The following is a 16526-nucleotide window of genomic DNA, read 5'->3' on the forward strand; positions in this document are numbered from 1 at the left end:
CAAGTTGATGCTTCAAAACTAAACAGGCGTCTATACAAAAGACCCTTACCTCTTTAGAATTCAGTAAAATCTGCAATTTTTTACATAAGCTAACGATCTGGTTACAAGGATGATGTATGACAGTGTTGTCACGAGTTTTCTCCGCTCTGCTTTTATTACTGCCTGCGCTGCTTTTATCTGCCTGTGGTGGTTCCAATAAAACTGAAGACGCCACTACTATTACAGTAGGTGCCAGTACAACCAGTCTGGATATTGGTTTCCCCGAGCGTTTCACTACGATTTCCGCCACTGTAAGGGACGCTGACGGCGAGCTTTTGCGAAACGCCACAGTGCAATTCAGTACTAACTTAGGCAGCTTTAGTGCTACAGAAGTAGTAACCCGCACAACAGCTGAAACTGGCCGAGGTGGTTCGAATGATGCAGGAAACGGTGTAGCTGCTGTTCGTTTATATCCGGGCCAAAGCGCTGGATCAGCGACGGTGACCGCTTATGTCAATGGTGTGCAGACCACTACGACTGTGACTATCGCTGGTACTGCTGCAGAACCAGAGCGGCCAGTACCTGCCAGTATTAGCATTACGGCCAGCGAACGCGCTATTTTTGTAGCTGGCGTAGGCCAAATGGAAAGCAGCACTATTACTGTGCGTTTACTTACATCTACTGGTGGTGCAGCACAGGACGCACCAGCAGGAGTAAATAATGTACGGGTTAGCTTTGTCACTCAGCCAAATGGTGGTGAACAGCTGTTTGGCACTCAGGCTTCAGGTCAATTGACACAACACAATAAAAGCGTGGAGGTGGCAACCAATAATGGTGTAGCAACCTTAACCTTAAGTTCAGGCCAGTTACCTGGTGTTATCGAACTGAAAGCAGAAGCGCTAGACAACAGCGGTAAAGACTACAATCCAACTATTCAGGCAACCAGTTCAACGCTGAGCATCGCCTCCGGTCCAGCTCATTCAATTGTATTTAGCTACCCTGTTGAAGCTGCTATTCAGAATATGGGAAACGGTACATACAGAAGACAAGGCGGGTTATTGGTGACCGATCGTTATGGCAACCCGGTAGCTGATGGTACTGTGATCAATTTAGGCGTCATTGATAGCGTGCTGCTATCAAATCGGGCACCACAGATTAATTATGGTTTTGGTAGTACAGTGGTTGATGGTAATGCTTCAACAACTGTAGGGTCTGCCTTACTGACTGATTTAAGCAATGCATTGTTTCAAAGTGCAAATATTACCCGGAACAATGCTTCTCGTTTTATTGAAGCTCAGGATCGGGTACTGATATTTAATGCTCAGGCTGCCGATAAAAGTCGCTTTGTTGCCACGTCACCCACTCAAAGCTCAGTGCTGCCAGTGAATAAAGCCTTTCAAAACTCAGCCACCGGACTTGAATATATCGTTGGTGCATCGTTATTAGGTGCTCAGGTTTCAGGCATAGACCCTGATAAAGCAGAACCTGTCAGCGGCCAGACTGTGGTCAGGGATGGAGCCGCAAGCTTTTATCTGACTTACCCTGCAAATGTGGACAGTATAAATGCTGGTTGCGTAGATACTTCACTTGAACGCCGTTTCGCGCCTGTCGGCTCTGCACAGGTTTGGGTTGTTGCAGAAACCAGCGGCAACAGTGCAACCACTATAGATAATCAAATGTGCTTCAGTTCTATCAGGCCTGCCAGCATAATCAGTGACTCAGGTAGCAGCAGCATTAGCGGCAGCACAACATTAAACCTGCGGCTGCAAGATGCAGGCTCAGTGCCTCTGCCTTATACAAGCTTTGATTCAACTACGACTATCACTCAAAATTTGGGCGCAATGACTGTAGTCGTAGGCAACTGTAATAGCAGTACGGAGAAGAGGACAAACAGATTTGGCCAGTGCAGCTTGCCCATTACCGTAACAGGGGGAGCTTCAAACGATTCAGCGACCATAACGCTGCAAGTTCCAAATGGAGAAACTTTCACTATTACTGTGAGAATTCCCTGATAATCCTTAGACTTTACCAAGCCAGAACCAAGCGAGGTTTTTAGCTCAGTGGCAGTGAAATCACCGCCTGAAAACCACAGACTATACCTGACGCTGCATAGCAATTTTGCAGCGTCAGCTTGCCACCACAACTTTCCACTGCCCTTTTGGCAATACTTAATCCCAAGCCAACCCCTTCTTTTTTGCTATGGCCACGAAAAAATGGCTTAGCCAGCATGGCTAAATCCTGCTGAGCCACTCCGCTGCCCTGATCAGAAATAATGATGTGAACTTGCTGCTCCTGTTGTTGCAGCTCAACAGTAACCATTGAATCTGCAGGGGTAAATTTAATCGCATTGCGGATCAGGTTCTCCAGCGCCCGGTAAAGTAGGTCCGGGTCAGCCTGTACCAACACAGCAGCACCGGCCTGAACCAAGAGTTGTTTCTGCTGCGCCAGTGCTTCCAGCCGACCATCTTCAGCCACGGATTCCAGTAGTTCCAGCAAGTCTACTTGCTGTAACTTTACAGCGGCTGCGCCACTTTCCAGTCTGGATAATGTAAGGATCTCTTCAACCAGAGCATTGAGCTTTTGAGTTTCAGCTTCGACTTTATCCAGCACCATAGCGCTTTCAGTAGGCGTTTGTCGCGCCAGACCAACCAGTATTTGTAAGCGGGCTAAGGGCGAGCGGAATTCGTGGGAGACATCATGCAACAACCGACGCTGGCCACTGATCGCTTGCTCGACACTTTTAGCCATGTCGTTAAAACTGCGGGCTACAGCGCCAAATTCATCACGCCGCCCTGTGACTTTGGGTCCCAGTTGAGTTAGCCAGTGATCAGACGCCAGCGATTGTAAAGCTTGCTTTAATTGTCGTACCGGCGATGCAAAGTACCAGGCCAGCCAGAAACTGACCAATAAACTGGTTCCCAGAATAGCAGCCAGTAAAAATACAGGGTGAAACCAGACTGGTGGCATAGGCATGGAACCTCTGGCAGCCATACCACGCGGCTCTGCGGGTGGACCTTGATCCGCAAGAGGTGCATCAGTGGCTGTTTTGCCTGCAAACCTCTCGCCATCAGGAGGAGGACCATGCGGCCTATTATGCTCGCCAAACCTTTGTGCTGGTTGAGAATTAGTTGCCATCATGCCCCGGCCACTACGCAACCATTCCAGTAAAAACTCGTGACGTGGCACAGCCAGCAAAAACCAGCTTTGACCAGATTTATCCTGCACTTGGTATTCAGGTTGTTCTTTCAGTAATTCAGCCCAGTTGTCTGGTACATCGCGCTGCAGATAATCTTCGCCTTTGCTATTGAGCAGCAAAATTTTATCGCGCGACATTGGGTCTTCTTCCCAGCGCTGCAATACGTCGCCGAGCAGTTTGATACCGCCAGAGTCCATCATCAGCTGCGCTGAGCCCAAGACCAAACGCAGCTGCGGCCCTATCCAGACATGTTTAGGTTCTTCTGCTGTAGAGCGGCTGACCTCGTTCACAGCCCAGACCAAAGTGCCCGCCAGAATTAACGCGCCCCAAAAAGCTAATAAAAACTTCCAGAACACCTGGCCCATATTAATAGCGCTGCATCAACTGATAGCCTTTGCCACGCACAGCTTCAATCCAGGCTTGTTGATCAGCTCTTTTGCCCAGTTTTTGGCGGATATTGCTGATATGCACATCCAGACTGCGGTCGTATTGAGTGAGTGTTTTCCCCAAAGCCTGCAAGGATAATTCGGCTTTACTGACCAGGCGGCCAGCCTGACAAGCCAGCACCCAAAGCACGCTGAACTCAGCACCAGTCAGTTGAATTTGCTGGTCGTCAACCCAGGCTTTACGCGAGCCGGGTTCGAGTGTTAAAGGCCCAACTCTGACTTCGGTTGGTTCGTCCTGCTGTTGCTGCACACGGCGCAAAATAGCCCGGATACGGGCTACTAACTCGCGGGGTAGGCAAGGTTTAGCGACATAGTCATCAGCACCAAGTTCCAGGCCTAGTACTTTGTCTATGTCGTCACCTTTGGCTGTTAACATAATGACCGGCACTTTGGAATGTTGCCGTATTTGCCGCAGCAGCGATATGCCGTCTAAGCCTGGCATCATCACATCCAACACCAAGAGTTCATACTGCCCGGAAATGGCCTGCCGTAAACCGAGCTGACTGTCATTCGCTACCTGCACCACAAAGCCCTCGCGTTGTAAGTAAGTACTTAACATTGAGGTCAATTCGTGGTCATCATCAATCAGCAATAATGGGTTCAAGGGTTGGTACTCCGGTTTTAATTGGCCGCAGTTTAACCTTAAGCTGCTCCATTTATGAGCAGCTTTACATTTCTATACACTTCGTACTTATACTCAGGCTGCGGTTTTTAGCTTAATCCGCAATAAATAGCTGGAAGCTGTGATGTACAAGTATTCTTTATCCAGACTTAGCGCAACGTTAGCCGCTGCAACACCGGTTTGAATAGTGCCCAAATGCTCACCTTTGGCATTGAATACCAGCACACCACCAGGGCCTGTCGCCAGTAAATGGCCTGAAGGCAATACTTTTAAACCGTCCGGTAAACCTGGTTTACTGCCAACCCAGACTGTCGCATCAAAAAATAGCTGGCCTTCACCTACAGTGCCATCTGCAGCCAGAGCATACTTCCACCACTGCGCCGCTTGTGGGTCTGAGTTAGCCACATACAACCACTGTTCATCCGGTGATAAAGCCAGACCATTTGGGCGGGTCAGTTGATCGGTAACCAGTGAGACATCGCTACCTTTAAGCCAATACACACCGTTAAAAGCCAGCTGCTTTTGTTTGGAGTTGTCCGCGTCTTTTAAACCATAAGGCGGGTCGGTAAACAAGTAACTGCCATTGCTGTGCTGCACCAGATCATTTGGACTATTAAACAACTTGCCATGATAACTGGTTGTCAGGCTTTGATACTGTGGGCCTTTTGCGCTGACTGACTTCAGCACAGCTAAACGTCTGTCGCCATGTTGTGCCAGCACCAACTGGTTATTCTGATTAAAAATCAAGCCATTGGAACCTTCTTTGATTGAAGGCTCGTCAACAAAACCTGTGTGGCCTGAAGGGCTTAAATACAAAGTTAAACCGTCTTTTGCATTCCAGCGCCAGACTTTATTTTCCGGCACATCGGAGAACAAAATATCGCCGGTTTTGGGTTCAGCCACAGGACCTTCAGCCCAGCGAAAACCTTCAGCCAGTATTTCCAGCTGAGCGTCGGCAGCAATCACCTGACTAAGCTCAGGTTTTAATTGCTGTACCGGATTAGCCGGAATAGGGGATGGATTGGCAAAAGCCAGAGAAGAAACCAAAAAAAGCAGCGCTGTACTATGTCGCATCCTTGTCACCTTTGTTGTGTTGGATTCACCACAATGTAGCATTGTTAGCGCAACCAAAGCACTGTCTGCGCCTGATAAACTTAAGTTTCAGCTTTATTTTTTTCAGACATGCTGTTGGCATTTCGAAAGACCGCCATCACCCTGCATTTTCGACATACCGTCCTTCCATGGACATAAAAAAACCGCAGAATCACTCTGCGGTTTGTTCAAAGGATCGACTTACAACACACTTAGAAGCTGACGTTCACACTCACCCATAAGTTACGGGCTTTGTCTTTGTTATTGAAATGGTCGACATAACTGGCCTGATAACCGTTTGCGCCATTTGCATCCAGAATACAGCTGGTGCCGCTGTCACACTCTACAAACTCTAAATCGTAGGTTGTGAAGTCCTGATCAAATAAATTGTTGATCCGCGCGGTAAAAGTCACTGATTCGCTGGCCGCATAACTGGCACCTAAGTGATATACATCATAGGATTTGTAATGCAGCGGGGCATTTTTAACTATATCCCAAGACCGGAAACGCTTAGTGCGGATTTCTGACGTCAGGAACACTTTTAATTCATCAGTCGCATTCCAGTCTATGGTCAGGTTTGCCATATGTTTGGCGGTATTCGTCAAAGGCTGACCTTTATTGGCACCACTTTTCTGCTCACTGTCTGTGTAAGTGTAATTAGCACGGAACGCGATGTTGTCGATAATCTGCCAGCGGCCAGCCAATTCAGCGCCCTGAATAGTGACTTTATCAATATTGACGGTTTTGGTGCTGGTCGCATAACCCAGGTCGGCGTACTCACCTGTGCTGCTGCAGACCAAAGCAGTGGAAGCACCACAAGGCTGGGATGCGATTTTATCTTCAAATTCGTTATTGAAAATGGTGATATTGAAACTGTGGTGATCCGGGTGTTCCCAGTAAGCCGCAATTTCAGTGGAGGTACTGGTTTCTGGTTCCAGATCCGGGTTACCAAACATTGGGGATGTACCCTGACCACCAAAGCCTACGACACCATCATACAGCTGAGTTGTTTTTGGTGTTTTATAACCTGTGCTGACACCACCTTTGACAGTCCATTGTTCTGTCAGTGTGTATACACCATACAAGCGCGGACTTAACTCGCTGCCAAATACTTCGTGGTCATCACGACGTAAACCAGCCGTGATAGCAAAGGCTTGAGTTGCATCCCAGGTATCTTCAGCAAACACAGACCACATATTGTGTTCCTGCACACCGCCTGGCGTACCGCTTTCCATACCAAAGACACCGTCTTCCAGCTCACCACGGATCACTTGCGTACCAAATACTGCTTTGTGCTGGCCGGCCATTTCAAATGGCATATCCATTTTGGCATCAAAGGTATACTGATTACTGGCCATTTTACGTTTATCACGCGGTAGGAAAGTCTCTTTTGCTATGGCTTTGCGCTGATCAACAGTCATGCCTGCATAAGCACCAGTGCCATCGATCATGGTTAATAACTGTGCGCGTTCAGCCAGAGTAAAAGGTAAAGTACGACCGTGGTTTTGTGTATCGACATAAGATAAAGACACAAAACTATTACCTAAATTCCACTTGCCTTCATGGCTTAATGACCAGGTGTCACGGCTAAATTCCTGAGTTGGGCTATAGCCTACTTGCGGATTAGCACGACGAGCCCAGGTACCACCGCCCGCAGCACATTTTTGTTGTTGGTTACCGCCAGTGGTTGGCACAAAGCCTTTACAGAAGTTGCCAGCGGCCCAGATACTGTCGATGTTGTCTACTGTACCTACAGGGTATACACGGCTGCCGTCATCGTTGATCACAGGGCTGTTATCGTATTCCTGAGTAGAAGTGTCGATATCAAACCAGATCGTTTGATTGTCAGCCGGAGTCCAGCTCAGACGGGCACCCAATACAGTACTGTCGTTGTCTACAGTTTTACCACCTGCACCAAAACCCAACGAACGGTTCCGAACTTCGCCATTTGGATACACCACATCGGCATAAGCTGGTGTAGATGCCATACGATTGTATTCACTACCACGGATGGACATACCAAGCACGCCAGGGATTAAAGGCCCCATGACGTTGAAGTCAGTGGTGATCTCTTCACCAAAACTGTCATCCGTTTGTGCAGTACGGCTATGGCTGACTGAACCAACCCATTCAGTAGACACTTTTTTGGTAATAATATTGATCACACCACCTAATGCATCGGCACCGTACAAGGTAGAAGCCGGGCCACGGATCACTTCAATACGATCGACTGTATTCAGTGGTGGCATATGGCCAAACTGATTACCACCGAAGTTATTTGGATAAATATCGCCATGGTTATTCTGACGCTTACCATCCACCAGGATCAGGGTGTAGTCCGAGCCCATACCACGCATACTAATAGTACCCTGACCTGTTTTGTCACGGGTTTCACCAATATCTACGCCTTCCAGATCACGCACTGCATCCAGTAATGTAGTGTATGGGCGGCTGCTTAATTCTTCAGAGGTCACAATAGAAATACTGGCAGGAGCGTCCACCAGCTTTTGTTCAAAACCAGACGCCGTGACGACGATGCGTTCTATAGGCTCGTCCTTGCTAGCAACGGCATCTTCTGCCTGAACTGTAGCAATCAGTCCTAAAGCGAGCTGAGTGGCTAACACCAGTTTGGCCGGGCGGGACTTGAACATAAACACTCCTGTTGTTCGAACAGACTATCGCAAAGCGGATAAAATCTGGCCTCGATATGTAAAGATAAGTTAATGAATTCCAATGGGCGACAATGATAGTGATTCTCATTAGAAGATCAATAGTTATTGCGAACTATTTGCACTATCAATTGTCGCGCTGGGAGTAAGCAGGCCACAACGCTTAATACACCTCTAAATCAGCTGCTTGTGAAAACCTTGCAAATAAGAACAATTCTCAGTAGCATGGCAGCTGATTTTTAGGGGGTACTGTGAAGAGTTCAGCTTTAGCTCGTTGGATGCGTTGGTTACATACCTACAGCGCTATGTTGGTATTGTTGCTGTTGTTATTTTTTGCCGTCACGGGCATCACCTTAAATAACCCTGAATTGAGCAGTAGCCTGGGTAAAACCAGCCAGCAACTGCAGTTGGAATTGCCGGAGCAATTGCCGGATCTATTGGCTTTGCCAGACGATCAACAACAAGCCGCTATGGCGTTGTATGTCGACTGGTTAAAGCAAGATCAACAGTTACAGGGTGGTTATAACCTGAATTTTTCGCCTGAAGACGAACTGCTGGAAATCGATTTTAAACGCCCGGCAGGTTACGCCGCTGTGGTGATTGATTTAGCAGAGCGCACCGCAGAATTAGATACAGAATTTGGTGGTTATCTGGCCTTGGCCAACGACTTACATAAAGGCCGTTACGCCGGTAGCAGCTGGAAATGGCTGATTGATATTACCGCTGTATTTTGTGTGTTATTTGCCTTGTCGGGCTTTTATTTGTTGTGGCGCCAGCCGAACAGAAGAGATTTTGGCAATGCCACAGCAGTAGCTGGTGTGGTATTGGCTTTATTAGCTTATATAGCGTCGTTTCATTAATTTAGAGTCGTTCCACTTGGAGGGAATTGTATGTACAAGTATTTAGTCGCTGCGTTGCTGTTTTGTTGCGGCTCTGCCATGGCGCAACAGGAACTGGAAATCCAGGTCGAACTGCCAAAAATTGATACTGGCACTTATCACAGACCTTATGTGGCGGTATGGATTGAAAACGAACAACAGCAACCTGTGCGTTTAGTCGAAGCCTGGTTGGAAAAACCGGATTGGATTAAAGACTTACGCCGCTTCTGGCGCAAACTCGGCCGCAGTGAGCCGCAATTAGTGGACGCAAAAACAGGCGCTACTAAAGGACCAGGCAGCTATAAAGTGCGCTGGGACGGTAAAGACGAACAAGGCAAAGCAGTGGCTGCAGGTAACTATGTGCTTTTTGTTGAAGCGGCCCGCGAACAAGGCGGTCGTAACCTGGCCAAACAGGAATTTACTTGGGATGGCAGCGCCGTTCAAATCGAAATAAAAGCCAGCAAAGAGCTGGGTAAAATTCAACTTACTTCAGTACAGGGAAAATAGTCCGATGAAAAAATCTATTCTGGCTTCATTATTGGTTGCAGCGGCAGTGAGTGCTCCGGCTTTTGCTCATACCCTATGGGTAGTACCAAGTCACTTTGTGTTATCTAAAACAGGCAGCTGGGTGTCGGCTGATGTCAGCGCCGCGAACATGACTTTTGTTGCCGATAAAGGCATTCCGGTTGATAACGTAGCTTTGTATACACCAGACGGTAAAAAACAAGCCATTGAGCATAAATACCAGGGTAAACGTAAATCTCAGGTCGATGCACAACTGAATGCGGAAGGCACTTACAAGCTGGAACTGGGTGGCCCTGCACGTTTTGGAACCATGTACAAAGTGGGTGATGAACGTAAACGCATCATGGCGGACAAAAAGACCCGCGCAAAAGAATTACCAGCTAATGCAACAGATGTAGTCACCAGCCAAAACCGCAGCCGCTCTATGGCATTTATCACAGTGAATAAACCAAGTTCAGAAGTACTGGCACTGAAAAACGAAGGTTTAGAATTTAAAAGCTCTGTGCATCCAGCTGACATAGTGGCAGGCGAGCCTGTTACTTTTACTTTTTTAGTCAATGGCAAGGCACAAGCCGGTGTTGAACTGGAAGTGTCGTACGAAGGCGAGCGTTACCGTGATGAAGCAGGCCGTATTCAGCACAAAACTGATGCAACGGGCCAGTTTACTTATACGCCTGTTGAAGCTGGTGTGTTTCTGATTGAAGCCTCCTATTCAGCCAAAGCTGAATCAGAGCTGGCAGATCAGATCCGTGAAGGTTTAACCTTAACCTTAGAAGCGGCTTTACCTTAAGCTAATCACAGCCTCCGCCTGATACGGAGGCTGTTTTACCCTATACGAATAGCAGAATTACGTACCACCAGTTCAGGTTCAAATACGTTTTCCACTTCAATATCATGCTTATATAAATTCTTCAGCAACCACAAGGCGGCCATTTTTCCCATTTCATGAATAGGGTTATTCACCGTAGTCAGCTTAGGTGAAACATAACGGGCAAAAGGAATATTGTCGTAACCAACAAAAGACAAGTCCTGTGGAATTTTCATACCACGCTCCAGACAGACTGAAATAGCGCCGGACACCATCTGATCGTTAGCACAAACCACAGCAGTAAATTTATTATTTTGGCTAAACAGGTAGTTCATACCCTCTACGCCACTGTCTTCTTTATAGTCACCCTCAAAGCATAAAGCCGGATCAAAAGAGACGCCGACCTCTGCCAAAGCGCGCTTGTGGCCTTCAAGACGTTCGATTGCATCGTGTTTTTTCGAAGGTCCGGAAATATAGGCTATATCGCGATGGCCTAGCTCAATCAGATGCCGGGTGGCCATATAACCACCCAGTTCATTATTCAGGTAAATACAACAGTCGCTGATTTCAGCTATGTATCTGTTGATCAGCACTATAGGCGTTGAACTTTGACTCAGTTTAATCAGGTAATCATCTGAGATAGCTTCGACATCCAGGATCAGCGCATCACAGCCTTTGCTCAGCAAAAACTCAACACTGTCTATTTCCTGAGCTGCATCGCTGTGACCCACGGCAATAATCACATGACGATTATCGGCACGCAGTGCGGCTTCAATTTCAGCCATCATAGGACCGTAATACGGGCCATCCAGCTGAGAAACTAATACCCCAACACTATTCGAGCAATTCGACGCCAAAGACTGAGCAAAAGTGTTAGGCCTGTAGCCTAACTCAGCCATAGCGGCTAATACCTTTTGTTTGGTCTTTTCGCTGACATTGGTGTTTTTATTCATCACTCTGGATACAGTGGCCAGAGATACACCTGCAAGCAGTGAAACGTCGTAAATGGTCGCCATATAGTGCTGTCACTTATTGTTAAGTCTAAGAAGATCGGAAACTGCAGAGTAATTCAGCAAAGTCTGAATTGCTCTACAGCCGCCATATTATCAGCTTTTACATCCTTCATCCTTGAAAATGCAGCATTGTTGACTGCGCTCGATCGCCCCAGTTACATAGTGTGTCTATGCTCCTGGGGTCTCCCTTGCTTGTCGCGGCCCTGCACCTTTCAATACTGTTGGATCTAACTTGCGGCTTTCTTCAATTCCAGTGTGATTTCATCAACTTTTTGTGTGTTGAGTTTATAAGCACTCATCACAAAAGCCACAATCAAAGACCCTATGGCAGGATACAAACTAAAAGCCAGCAATAAACCTGCTTTGGTTTCTTCAGTTTGAGTGACATCAGCCTGATAACCCATACCAGCCAATAACCAGCCACCTAAAGCGCCACCTACAGCTATGCCCATTTTGATAAAGAAAATAATAGAGGAATACACCATACCCGTAGTGCGCACACCAGTACGCCACTGGCCATAATCCACAGCATCAGCCATTTTGGCCCACAGTAGCGGAGTACCAGTGTTAAACACCAGATTCCATAGCACATACAAAGCAATGGCAAGAGTGACATTATCAGCAGCCACAAAATAGCTGCTGGCACATAGAACGGCGGCTAAAATTTGAATGCCGATATAGAGTTTTACTTTGCAGTAACGTTTTGCCAGCGGCTGAGCAATTACACACCCCACCATGCTGCCGAGCATACCCAAAGTGATAAATAAGGTGATACTGTCCGGCATTTCCAGATAATACTTCACGTAGTAAATAGCCAGAGTTGTACGTAAAACGTAGCCACTCATCAGGCATAAAGCTACTAGCGCTAATACACGCCACTGATCGTTTTTCCACAGCTGACGGAAGTTATCCATATAGCTGCGGCTAACCGCTTCTTTTGGTGGGTTGATCCGCTCTTTGGTGCCATAAAAACAGGCTAAAAACATCAGCACACCTAATACGCTCATCGCCATAATAGTCAGCTGATAACCTTTGGCTCTGTCACCCTGACCAAAAAATTCGACCAGAGGCAAAGTTAAAGCAGTCACCATCAGGCCACCAAGCATGGCAAAGACAAAACGGTACGACTGCACCGACACCCGCTCTTTTGGATCGGCCGTCAGTACAGCGCCTAAAGCACAATACGGAATATTAATGGCGGTATAAACCAGCATCAGCAGGGTATAAGTGACGAAAGCGTAGATCATTTTGCCTTCTTCACCAAAGTCTGGCGTAGTAAAAGCCAGCACGCTGATCAGGCCAAATGGCAAAGCAAACCACAGCAAATAAGGACGGAATTTACCGTATTTGCTTTGAGTACGGTCAGCAAGAGCTCCCATCAGCGGATCGGTGACAGCGTCAATAATACGCACCACCAGAAACATAGTGCCGACAAAAGCCGGCGAAATGCCGTAGATGTCGGTATAAAAAAACGTCAGAAACAACATGACGGTTTGGAACACTATATTGCTTGCCGTATCCCCGAGGCCGTAAGCAATTTTCTCCTTTACACTAACCATGTCAGGCGCATCCTATAAACTGTTGATTTAAAATTATTATTTTTTATAAATTAACGATTACTGATTAAATTTCTATAGGCCAGACCGCTGCTTTTCACAGTTCTTTGCTGGCTGTTGTAGTCGACATAGACTATACCAAAACGCTTTAAGTAGCCTTCAGCCCACTCAAAGTTGTCCATTAAACTCCAGGCGAAATAACCCTGAATATCTACACCTTGCTCAACCGCCTGGTGCACTGCATTTAAATGCAACTGGTAATAGGACAAACGCAGTTGATCATCCACTTCACCATTGTGCAGTTGATCGGCCGCCGCTGCACCATTTTCGGTAATATAAACAGGCGGCAGTGTGTATTTTTGATGCAAAGACACTAACAGATCGGTAAAGGCCTGTGGATAAATTTCCCAGCCAATATCTGTTTTCGGTGCATCAGCCATATCCACTTCGATAAAGTCGCGGCCTTCAGCGGCTTTGTACACAGTGCGGGTGTAAAAATTCACACCTAAAAAGTCGAGTGGCGCTTTGATAATGTCAAAGTCTCCTTCTTCAATCTTTGGCTTGTCTTCCTCTGCCAGCAAAGCGAATGAATCCGGGTAAGCACCATCAAACACGGGCTTAATGTACCACTGGTTAAAGTACTCGTCGGCCAGCTGTGCAGCTCTTTGATCGGCTGCGCTGTCGGTCAAAGGGTAAGCAGGCGTGAAGTTCAGTACTATGCCGTTCATGCTATTTGGGCTGTTCTTTTGCAGTACCTGCATCGCCAGACCGTGCGCCAGCAATAAATGGTGTGCTGACTGACGACCATAAGCTTTTTTAGTTAAGCCAGGCGCATGAATACCTGCTTCGTAACCTAAATACGAACTGCAAAACGGCTCATTTAAGGTGGCATACGAATAAACTCTGTCGCCAAAGGCTTTACTTAACTTGTCGGCATAATCCTGAAACAAATAGGCCGTATTGCGATTTAGCCAGCCGCCCTGATCTTCAATATGCTGCGGTAAATCCCAGTGATACAAAGTGACAAAAGACTTAATATTTTTCGCTTTTAGCTCATCCAGAATATTGATGTAGAAATCCACACCTTGCTGATTCAGGCTGCCGTCTTGATTCATCACCCGGCCCCAGGCAATAGATAAACGATAAGCATCGACCCCTAAAGAGCTTATCAGCGCAATATCCTCACGCCATAAGTGATAGTGATCACAAGCTATATCGCCGTTAGAACCATCTTTTACTTTGCCCGGAGTGGCGCAAAAGGTATCCCAGATACAAGGCAGGCGATCTTCAACTCCACCTTCAATCTGGAAGGACGAAGTGGCCACACCATAAGTAAATTCTTTCTTCAGCAGTCTTGAGCCTTTTGGCAATTCATAGTTCATCGTTATCTTCTTTTCATCTTTAAAAATTAGGGGTAAAAGTGGCTTGTTTAAAACTGACCCAAAGTTGTAATCGCTTTCATTTTTAGTGTTGTTATGACCATACTCAAATCCTTGTTTACTGTTGTTCAGCGCTGTTTGGGGTTATACAAAATCGATAAATATATTGGCAGTTAAACGGCCAGTTACAGGTGAAGCGTCGATATCTGTGGTGACATCAACCAAAGAAGAATGCAGCAAATGACCAGGGTAAATAACCAACCTGTTGGCCTTATATGGGATCTGATAGTACAGCTCGTAATGCTCATCGCTTTGTATCTGATAACGCTGTGGCGGCGCACCATGAGTATCAATAAAGTTTTGTGCTGACTGGAAATAGTCTTGCCGCCTTTGATCCGTCACTCGCTCAAAACCTGTAGGTTTATGCCGGAAAAAACCCGTGCTGCCATGAGGGCCGTCATTCAGATAATGCAAAAGCGCAAAGTAATAAGGCGCACTGGTATCAAAATGCGGCATGCATTGCAGCGGATGCAGGCTATTTTCCGCTTGTGTGATCAGTGCATAAAACAGCATTTGTGGTTTTAATCTGAGCTTTTCCGGCACCTGATAGACTTTATAAATCAGCTGATACAAGGCATTTAAGCTGGAGGCCACATAGTCTTTTGGCAACACAGCACGCTGACCAGGGTAATAGGTTTGATTCTCGCGCATAAAATCGCTCTGCTGCGCCTGTTGGCGTAACGCAGACAAGTCCAGCGAAAAGTTATCAATCAGTATCAATGGCGTTTTTTCCTGCCCAAGATAAATAATTTCGGGCCGGATGGCAGAATTGACCTGATAATTCAGCGCGTCCATCACTGCCTGCTCAGACCAAAGATGACTTGCAATAATGCTGGATAAACTCGTGATGAGTCGGGAACTGACTCACAGTGCGTTTCACATTGTGTTTAATGCTCATCAGGAAATCATTCAGCTCTGAGTCCGGCATTAAATCGACAATGGGATGATACTGATCTGGCATTAAACCCTGACCAATCATCACCTGTAACCAGGAGCTTTCGCCAAATAATTCCTGAGCAAACTTATACACCTTGCCAGATTGTTTAAACAATTCCATACGATGGGTCAGTGAATCCGGCACATCCATATCTTTGCAGTAACGCCAGAACTTAGTGTCAGTGCGTTCGGTGGCTTTGTAGTGCAGGATAATAAAGTCGCGGATATTATCCATTTCGATTTTAGTCTGGCGGTTAAACTCAGCCACGTCCGCAGAGACTATGCCGTTGGACGGAAACATCTGCAGCAGACGAATAATACTGCGATGGATCAAATGAATACTGGTTGATTCTAATGGCTCAAGAAAACCACTGGATAAACCAATGGCGACGCAGTTTTTATTCCAGTGCTGACGGCGGGTGCCGGTTTTAAACTTAATTAAGCGTGGCTCAAACAGCATTTCACCTTCGACATTGTCGATCAGTGTTTGTTTGGCTTCGGCTTCTGTCATAAATTTGCTGCAGAACACCAGACCATTTCCGACCCGACTTTGCAGTGGGATTTTCCATTGCCAGCCTGCATCACGGGCTATAGCGCGAGTGTAAGCAACAGGTTCTTGCGTGGTTTTAGTTTGCACTGCATAAGCACTGTCGCAAGGTAACCAGTGACTCCAGTCTTCAAAACCAGTATTGAGAGTTTGTTCAATCAACAAAGCCCGGAAACCGGTGCAATCGATAAATAAATCGCCTTCAATCAGTTCGCCGGATTCCAGCAATAAAGCACTGATATTGCCGTCCATATGCTGCTGAACTTCACGAATTTTACCTTCAATACGATTAATACCATGCTGCTCCGACATGCGACGCAGAAACTTGGCATACAAGGACGCATCCATATGGTAGGCGTGGTTCAAATCCTGATTTGGCAGCACAGCAAAACGGCCCTGGCGGGCGCCTAAATGCTCGACACAGTAGTCACCTATTTCAGTGGCAATGCCTTTTTGTCTGCCTTTTACCCAAAAGTGCTGAAAGCCACAGGCCCAGCAGTCTTTGCCTAAAAATCCAAAGGAGTGAATATAGTCTTCGCCTGGTGTTTTCCAGTTTTCAAACTGAATACCCAGCTTAAAAGTGGCATTAGTGGCCGCCATCACTTCAGATTCTTTGATGTTTAATAAGCGGTGGAAAATATGCAGAGTGGGGATAGTTGCTTCGCCAACACCGACAGAGCCAATATCGTCAGACTCCACTAAAACCACTTCCAGGTTTTTGCCCAGCAATTTGGTCAAGCCTGCCGCTGTCATCCAACCTGCTGTACCACCACCTGCGATCACTACTTTTTTTATTCTGTTTTGTTCGCTGTTCATAGAC

13 protein-coding genes are annotated in these 16526 nt (G+C 46.7%); 4 read left to right on the forward strand and 9 right to left on the reverse strand.

All coding sequences use genetic code 11. The features are described 5' to 3' along the window. Positions 1–116: 116 nt before the first annotated feature. The gene (locus EK374_RS20300; protein ID WP_127026336.1) at positions 117–1991 is read left to right on the forward strand and encodes an Ig-like domain-containing protein; all 1875 of its coding nucleotides are present in this window, start codon (positions 117–119) and stop codon (positions 1989–1991) included. 40 nt (positions 1992–2031) lie between these two features. Here the strand turns inward: EK374_RS20300 and EK374_RS20305 are convergent, their stop codons facing one another. From EK374_RS20305 to EK374_RS20320, 4 genes are all read right to left on the reverse strand, one after another. Then, entirely contained in the window at positions 2032–3540 is a 1509-nt protein-coding gene (locus EK374_RS20305; RefSeq protein ID WP_127026337.1) for a sensor histidine kinase, read from the reverse strand. Position 3541: 1 nt separating this feature from the next. Next, positions 3542–4225 carry a response regulator transcription factor gene (locus EK374_RS20310; RefSeq protein ID WP_127026338.1) on the reverse strand — a complete coding sequence of 228 codons (684 nt, stop codon included), beginning with the start codon at positions 4223–4225 and terminating at the stop codon, positions 3542–3544. 93 nt (positions 4226–4318) lie between these two features. Beyond that, positions 4319–5317, reverse strand: a complete 999-nt coding sequence (locus EK374_RS20315; protein ID WP_127026339.1) for an SMP-30/gluconolactonase/LRE family protein — start codon at positions 5315–5317, stop codon at positions 4319–4321. Between the two features lie 230 nt (positions 5318–5547). Next, the gene (locus EK374_RS20320) at positions 5548–7986 is read right to left on the reverse strand and encodes a TonB-dependent receptor domain-containing protein (RefSeq protein WP_127026340.1); all 2439 of its coding nucleotides are present in this window, start codon (positions 7984–7986) and stop codon (positions 5548–5550) included. Between the two features lie 269 nt (positions 7987–8255). On the opposite strand from EK374_RS20320, the gene EK374_RS20325 reads away from it, so the two are divergent. The 3 genes from EK374_RS20325 to EK374_RS20335 are packed head-to-tail and all read left to right on the forward strand — an operon-like array spanning position 8256 to position 10197. Further along, positions 8256–8864 carry a PepSY-associated TM helix domain-containing protein gene (locus EK374_RS20325; RefSeq protein WP_233280294.1) on the forward strand — a complete coding sequence of 203 codons (609 nt, stop codon included), beginning with the start codon at positions 8256–8258 and terminating at the stop codon, positions 8862–8864. Between the two features lie 30 nt (positions 8865–8894). Further along, entirely contained in the window at positions 8895–9389 is a 495-nt protein-coding gene (locus tag EK374_RS20330; RefSeq protein WP_127026341.1) for a DUF2271 domain-containing protein, read from the forward strand. A 4-nt stretch (positions 9390–9393) separates the two neighbouring features. Continuing rightward, positions 9394–10197 carry a DUF4198 domain-containing protein gene (locus EK374_RS20335; protein WP_127026342.1) on the forward strand — a complete coding sequence of 268 codons (804 nt, stop codon included), beginning with the start codon at positions 9394–9396 and terminating at the stop codon, positions 10195–10197. 35 nt (positions 10198–10232) lie between these two features. Here the strand turns inward: EK374_RS20335 and EK374_RS20340 are convergent, their stop codons facing one another. The 5 genes from EK374_RS20340 to EK374_RS20360 all read right to left on the reverse strand — a co-directional run bounded on the left by EK374_RS20340 (position 10233) and on the right by EK374_RS20360 (position 16522). Continuing rightward, positions 10233–11231: a LacI family DNA-binding transcriptional regulator gene (locus tag EK374_RS20340; RefSeq protein ID WP_127026343.1), complete on the reverse strand. Its 999-nt coding sequence runs from the start codon at positions 11229–11231 to the stop codon at positions 10233–10235. A gap of 224 nt (positions 11232–11455) precedes the next feature. Then, positions 11456–12787 carry a glycoside-pentoside-hexuronide (GPH):cation symporter gene (locus EK374_RS20345; RefSeq protein ID WP_127026344.1) on the reverse strand — a complete coding sequence of 444 codons (1332 nt, stop codon included), beginning with the start codon at positions 12785–12787 and terminating at the stop codon, positions 11456–11458. A 50-nt stretch (positions 12788–12837) separates the two neighbouring features. Next, positions 12838–14166: a GH1 family beta-glucosidase gene (locus EK374_RS20350; protein WP_127026345.1), complete on the reverse strand. Its 1329-nt coding sequence runs from the start codon at positions 14164–14166 to the stop codon at positions 12838–12840. Positions 14167–14307: 141 nt separating this feature from the next. Next, a complete protein-coding gene (locus EK374_RS20355) occupies positions 14308–15018 on the reverse strand; it encodes a DUF6445 family protein (protein ID WP_164731927.1) in 711 nt (236 codons plus the stop codon). Between the two features lie 10 nt (positions 15019–15028). Next, complete coding sequence (locus EK374_RS20360; RefSeq protein ID WP_127026347.1) at positions 15029–16522, reverse strand: tryptophan halogenase family protein; 1494 nt, start codon at positions 16520–16522, stop codon at positions 15029–15031. Positions 16523–16526 lie beyond the last annotated feature (4 nt).

Source organism: Rheinheimera mangrovi (assembly GCF_003990335.1).
Classification (GTDB): Bacteria; Pseudomonadota; Gammaproteobacteria; order Enterobacterales; family Alteromonadaceae; genus Pararheinheimera; species Pararheinheimera mangrovi.

What these genes read in the sequence shown, in the direction of transcription:
- EK374_RS20315 (WP_127026339.1), bottom strand. Translation starts at nt 5,317, where the DNA reads ATGCGACATAGTACAGCGCTGCTTTTTTTGGTTTCTTCTCTGGCTTTT.
- EK374_RS20300 (WP_127026336.1), top strand. Translation starts at nt 117, where the DNA reads ATGACAGTGTTGTCACGAGTTTTCTCCGCTCTGCTTTTATTACTGCCT.
- EK374_RS20355 (WP_164731927.1), bottom strand. Translation starts at nt 15,018, where the DNA reads ATGGACGCGCTGAATTATCAGGTCAATTCTGCCATCCGGCCCGAAATT.
- EK374_RS20320 (WP_127026340.1), bottom strand. Translation starts at nt 7,986, where the DNA reads ATGTTCAAGTCCCGCCCGGCCAAACTGGTGTTAGCCACTCAGCTCGCT.
- EK374_RS20360 (WP_127026347.1), bottom strand. Translation starts at nt 16,522, where the DNA reads ATGAACAGCGAACAAAACAGAATAAAAAAAGTAGTGATCGCAGGTGGT.
- EK374_RS20340 (WP_127026343.1), bottom strand. Translation starts at nt 11,231, where the DNA reads ATGGCGACCATTTACGACGTTTCACTGCTTGCAGGTGTATCTCTGGCC.
- EK374_RS20335 (WP_127026342.1), top strand. Translation starts at nt 9,394, where the DNA reads ATGAAAAAATCTATTCTGGCTTCATTATTGGTTGCAGCGGCAGTGAGT.
- EK374_RS20305 (WP_127026337.1), bottom strand. Translation starts at nt 3,540, where the DNA reads ATGGGCCAGGTGTTCTGGAAGTTTTTATTAGCTTTTTGGGGCGCGTTA.
- EK374_RS20330 (WP_127026341.1), top strand. Translation starts at nt 8,895, where the DNA reads ATGTACAAGTATTTAGTCGCTGCGTTGCTGTTTTGTTGCGGCTCTGCC.
- EK374_RS20350 (WP_127026345.1), bottom strand. Translation starts at nt 14,166, where the DNA reads ATGAACTATGAATTGCCAAAAGGCTCAAGACTGCTGAAGAAAGAATTT.
- EK374_RS20345 (WP_127026344.1), bottom strand. Translation starts at nt 12,787, where the DNA reads ATGGTTAGTGTAAAGGAGAAAATTGCTTACGGCCTCGGGGATACGGCA.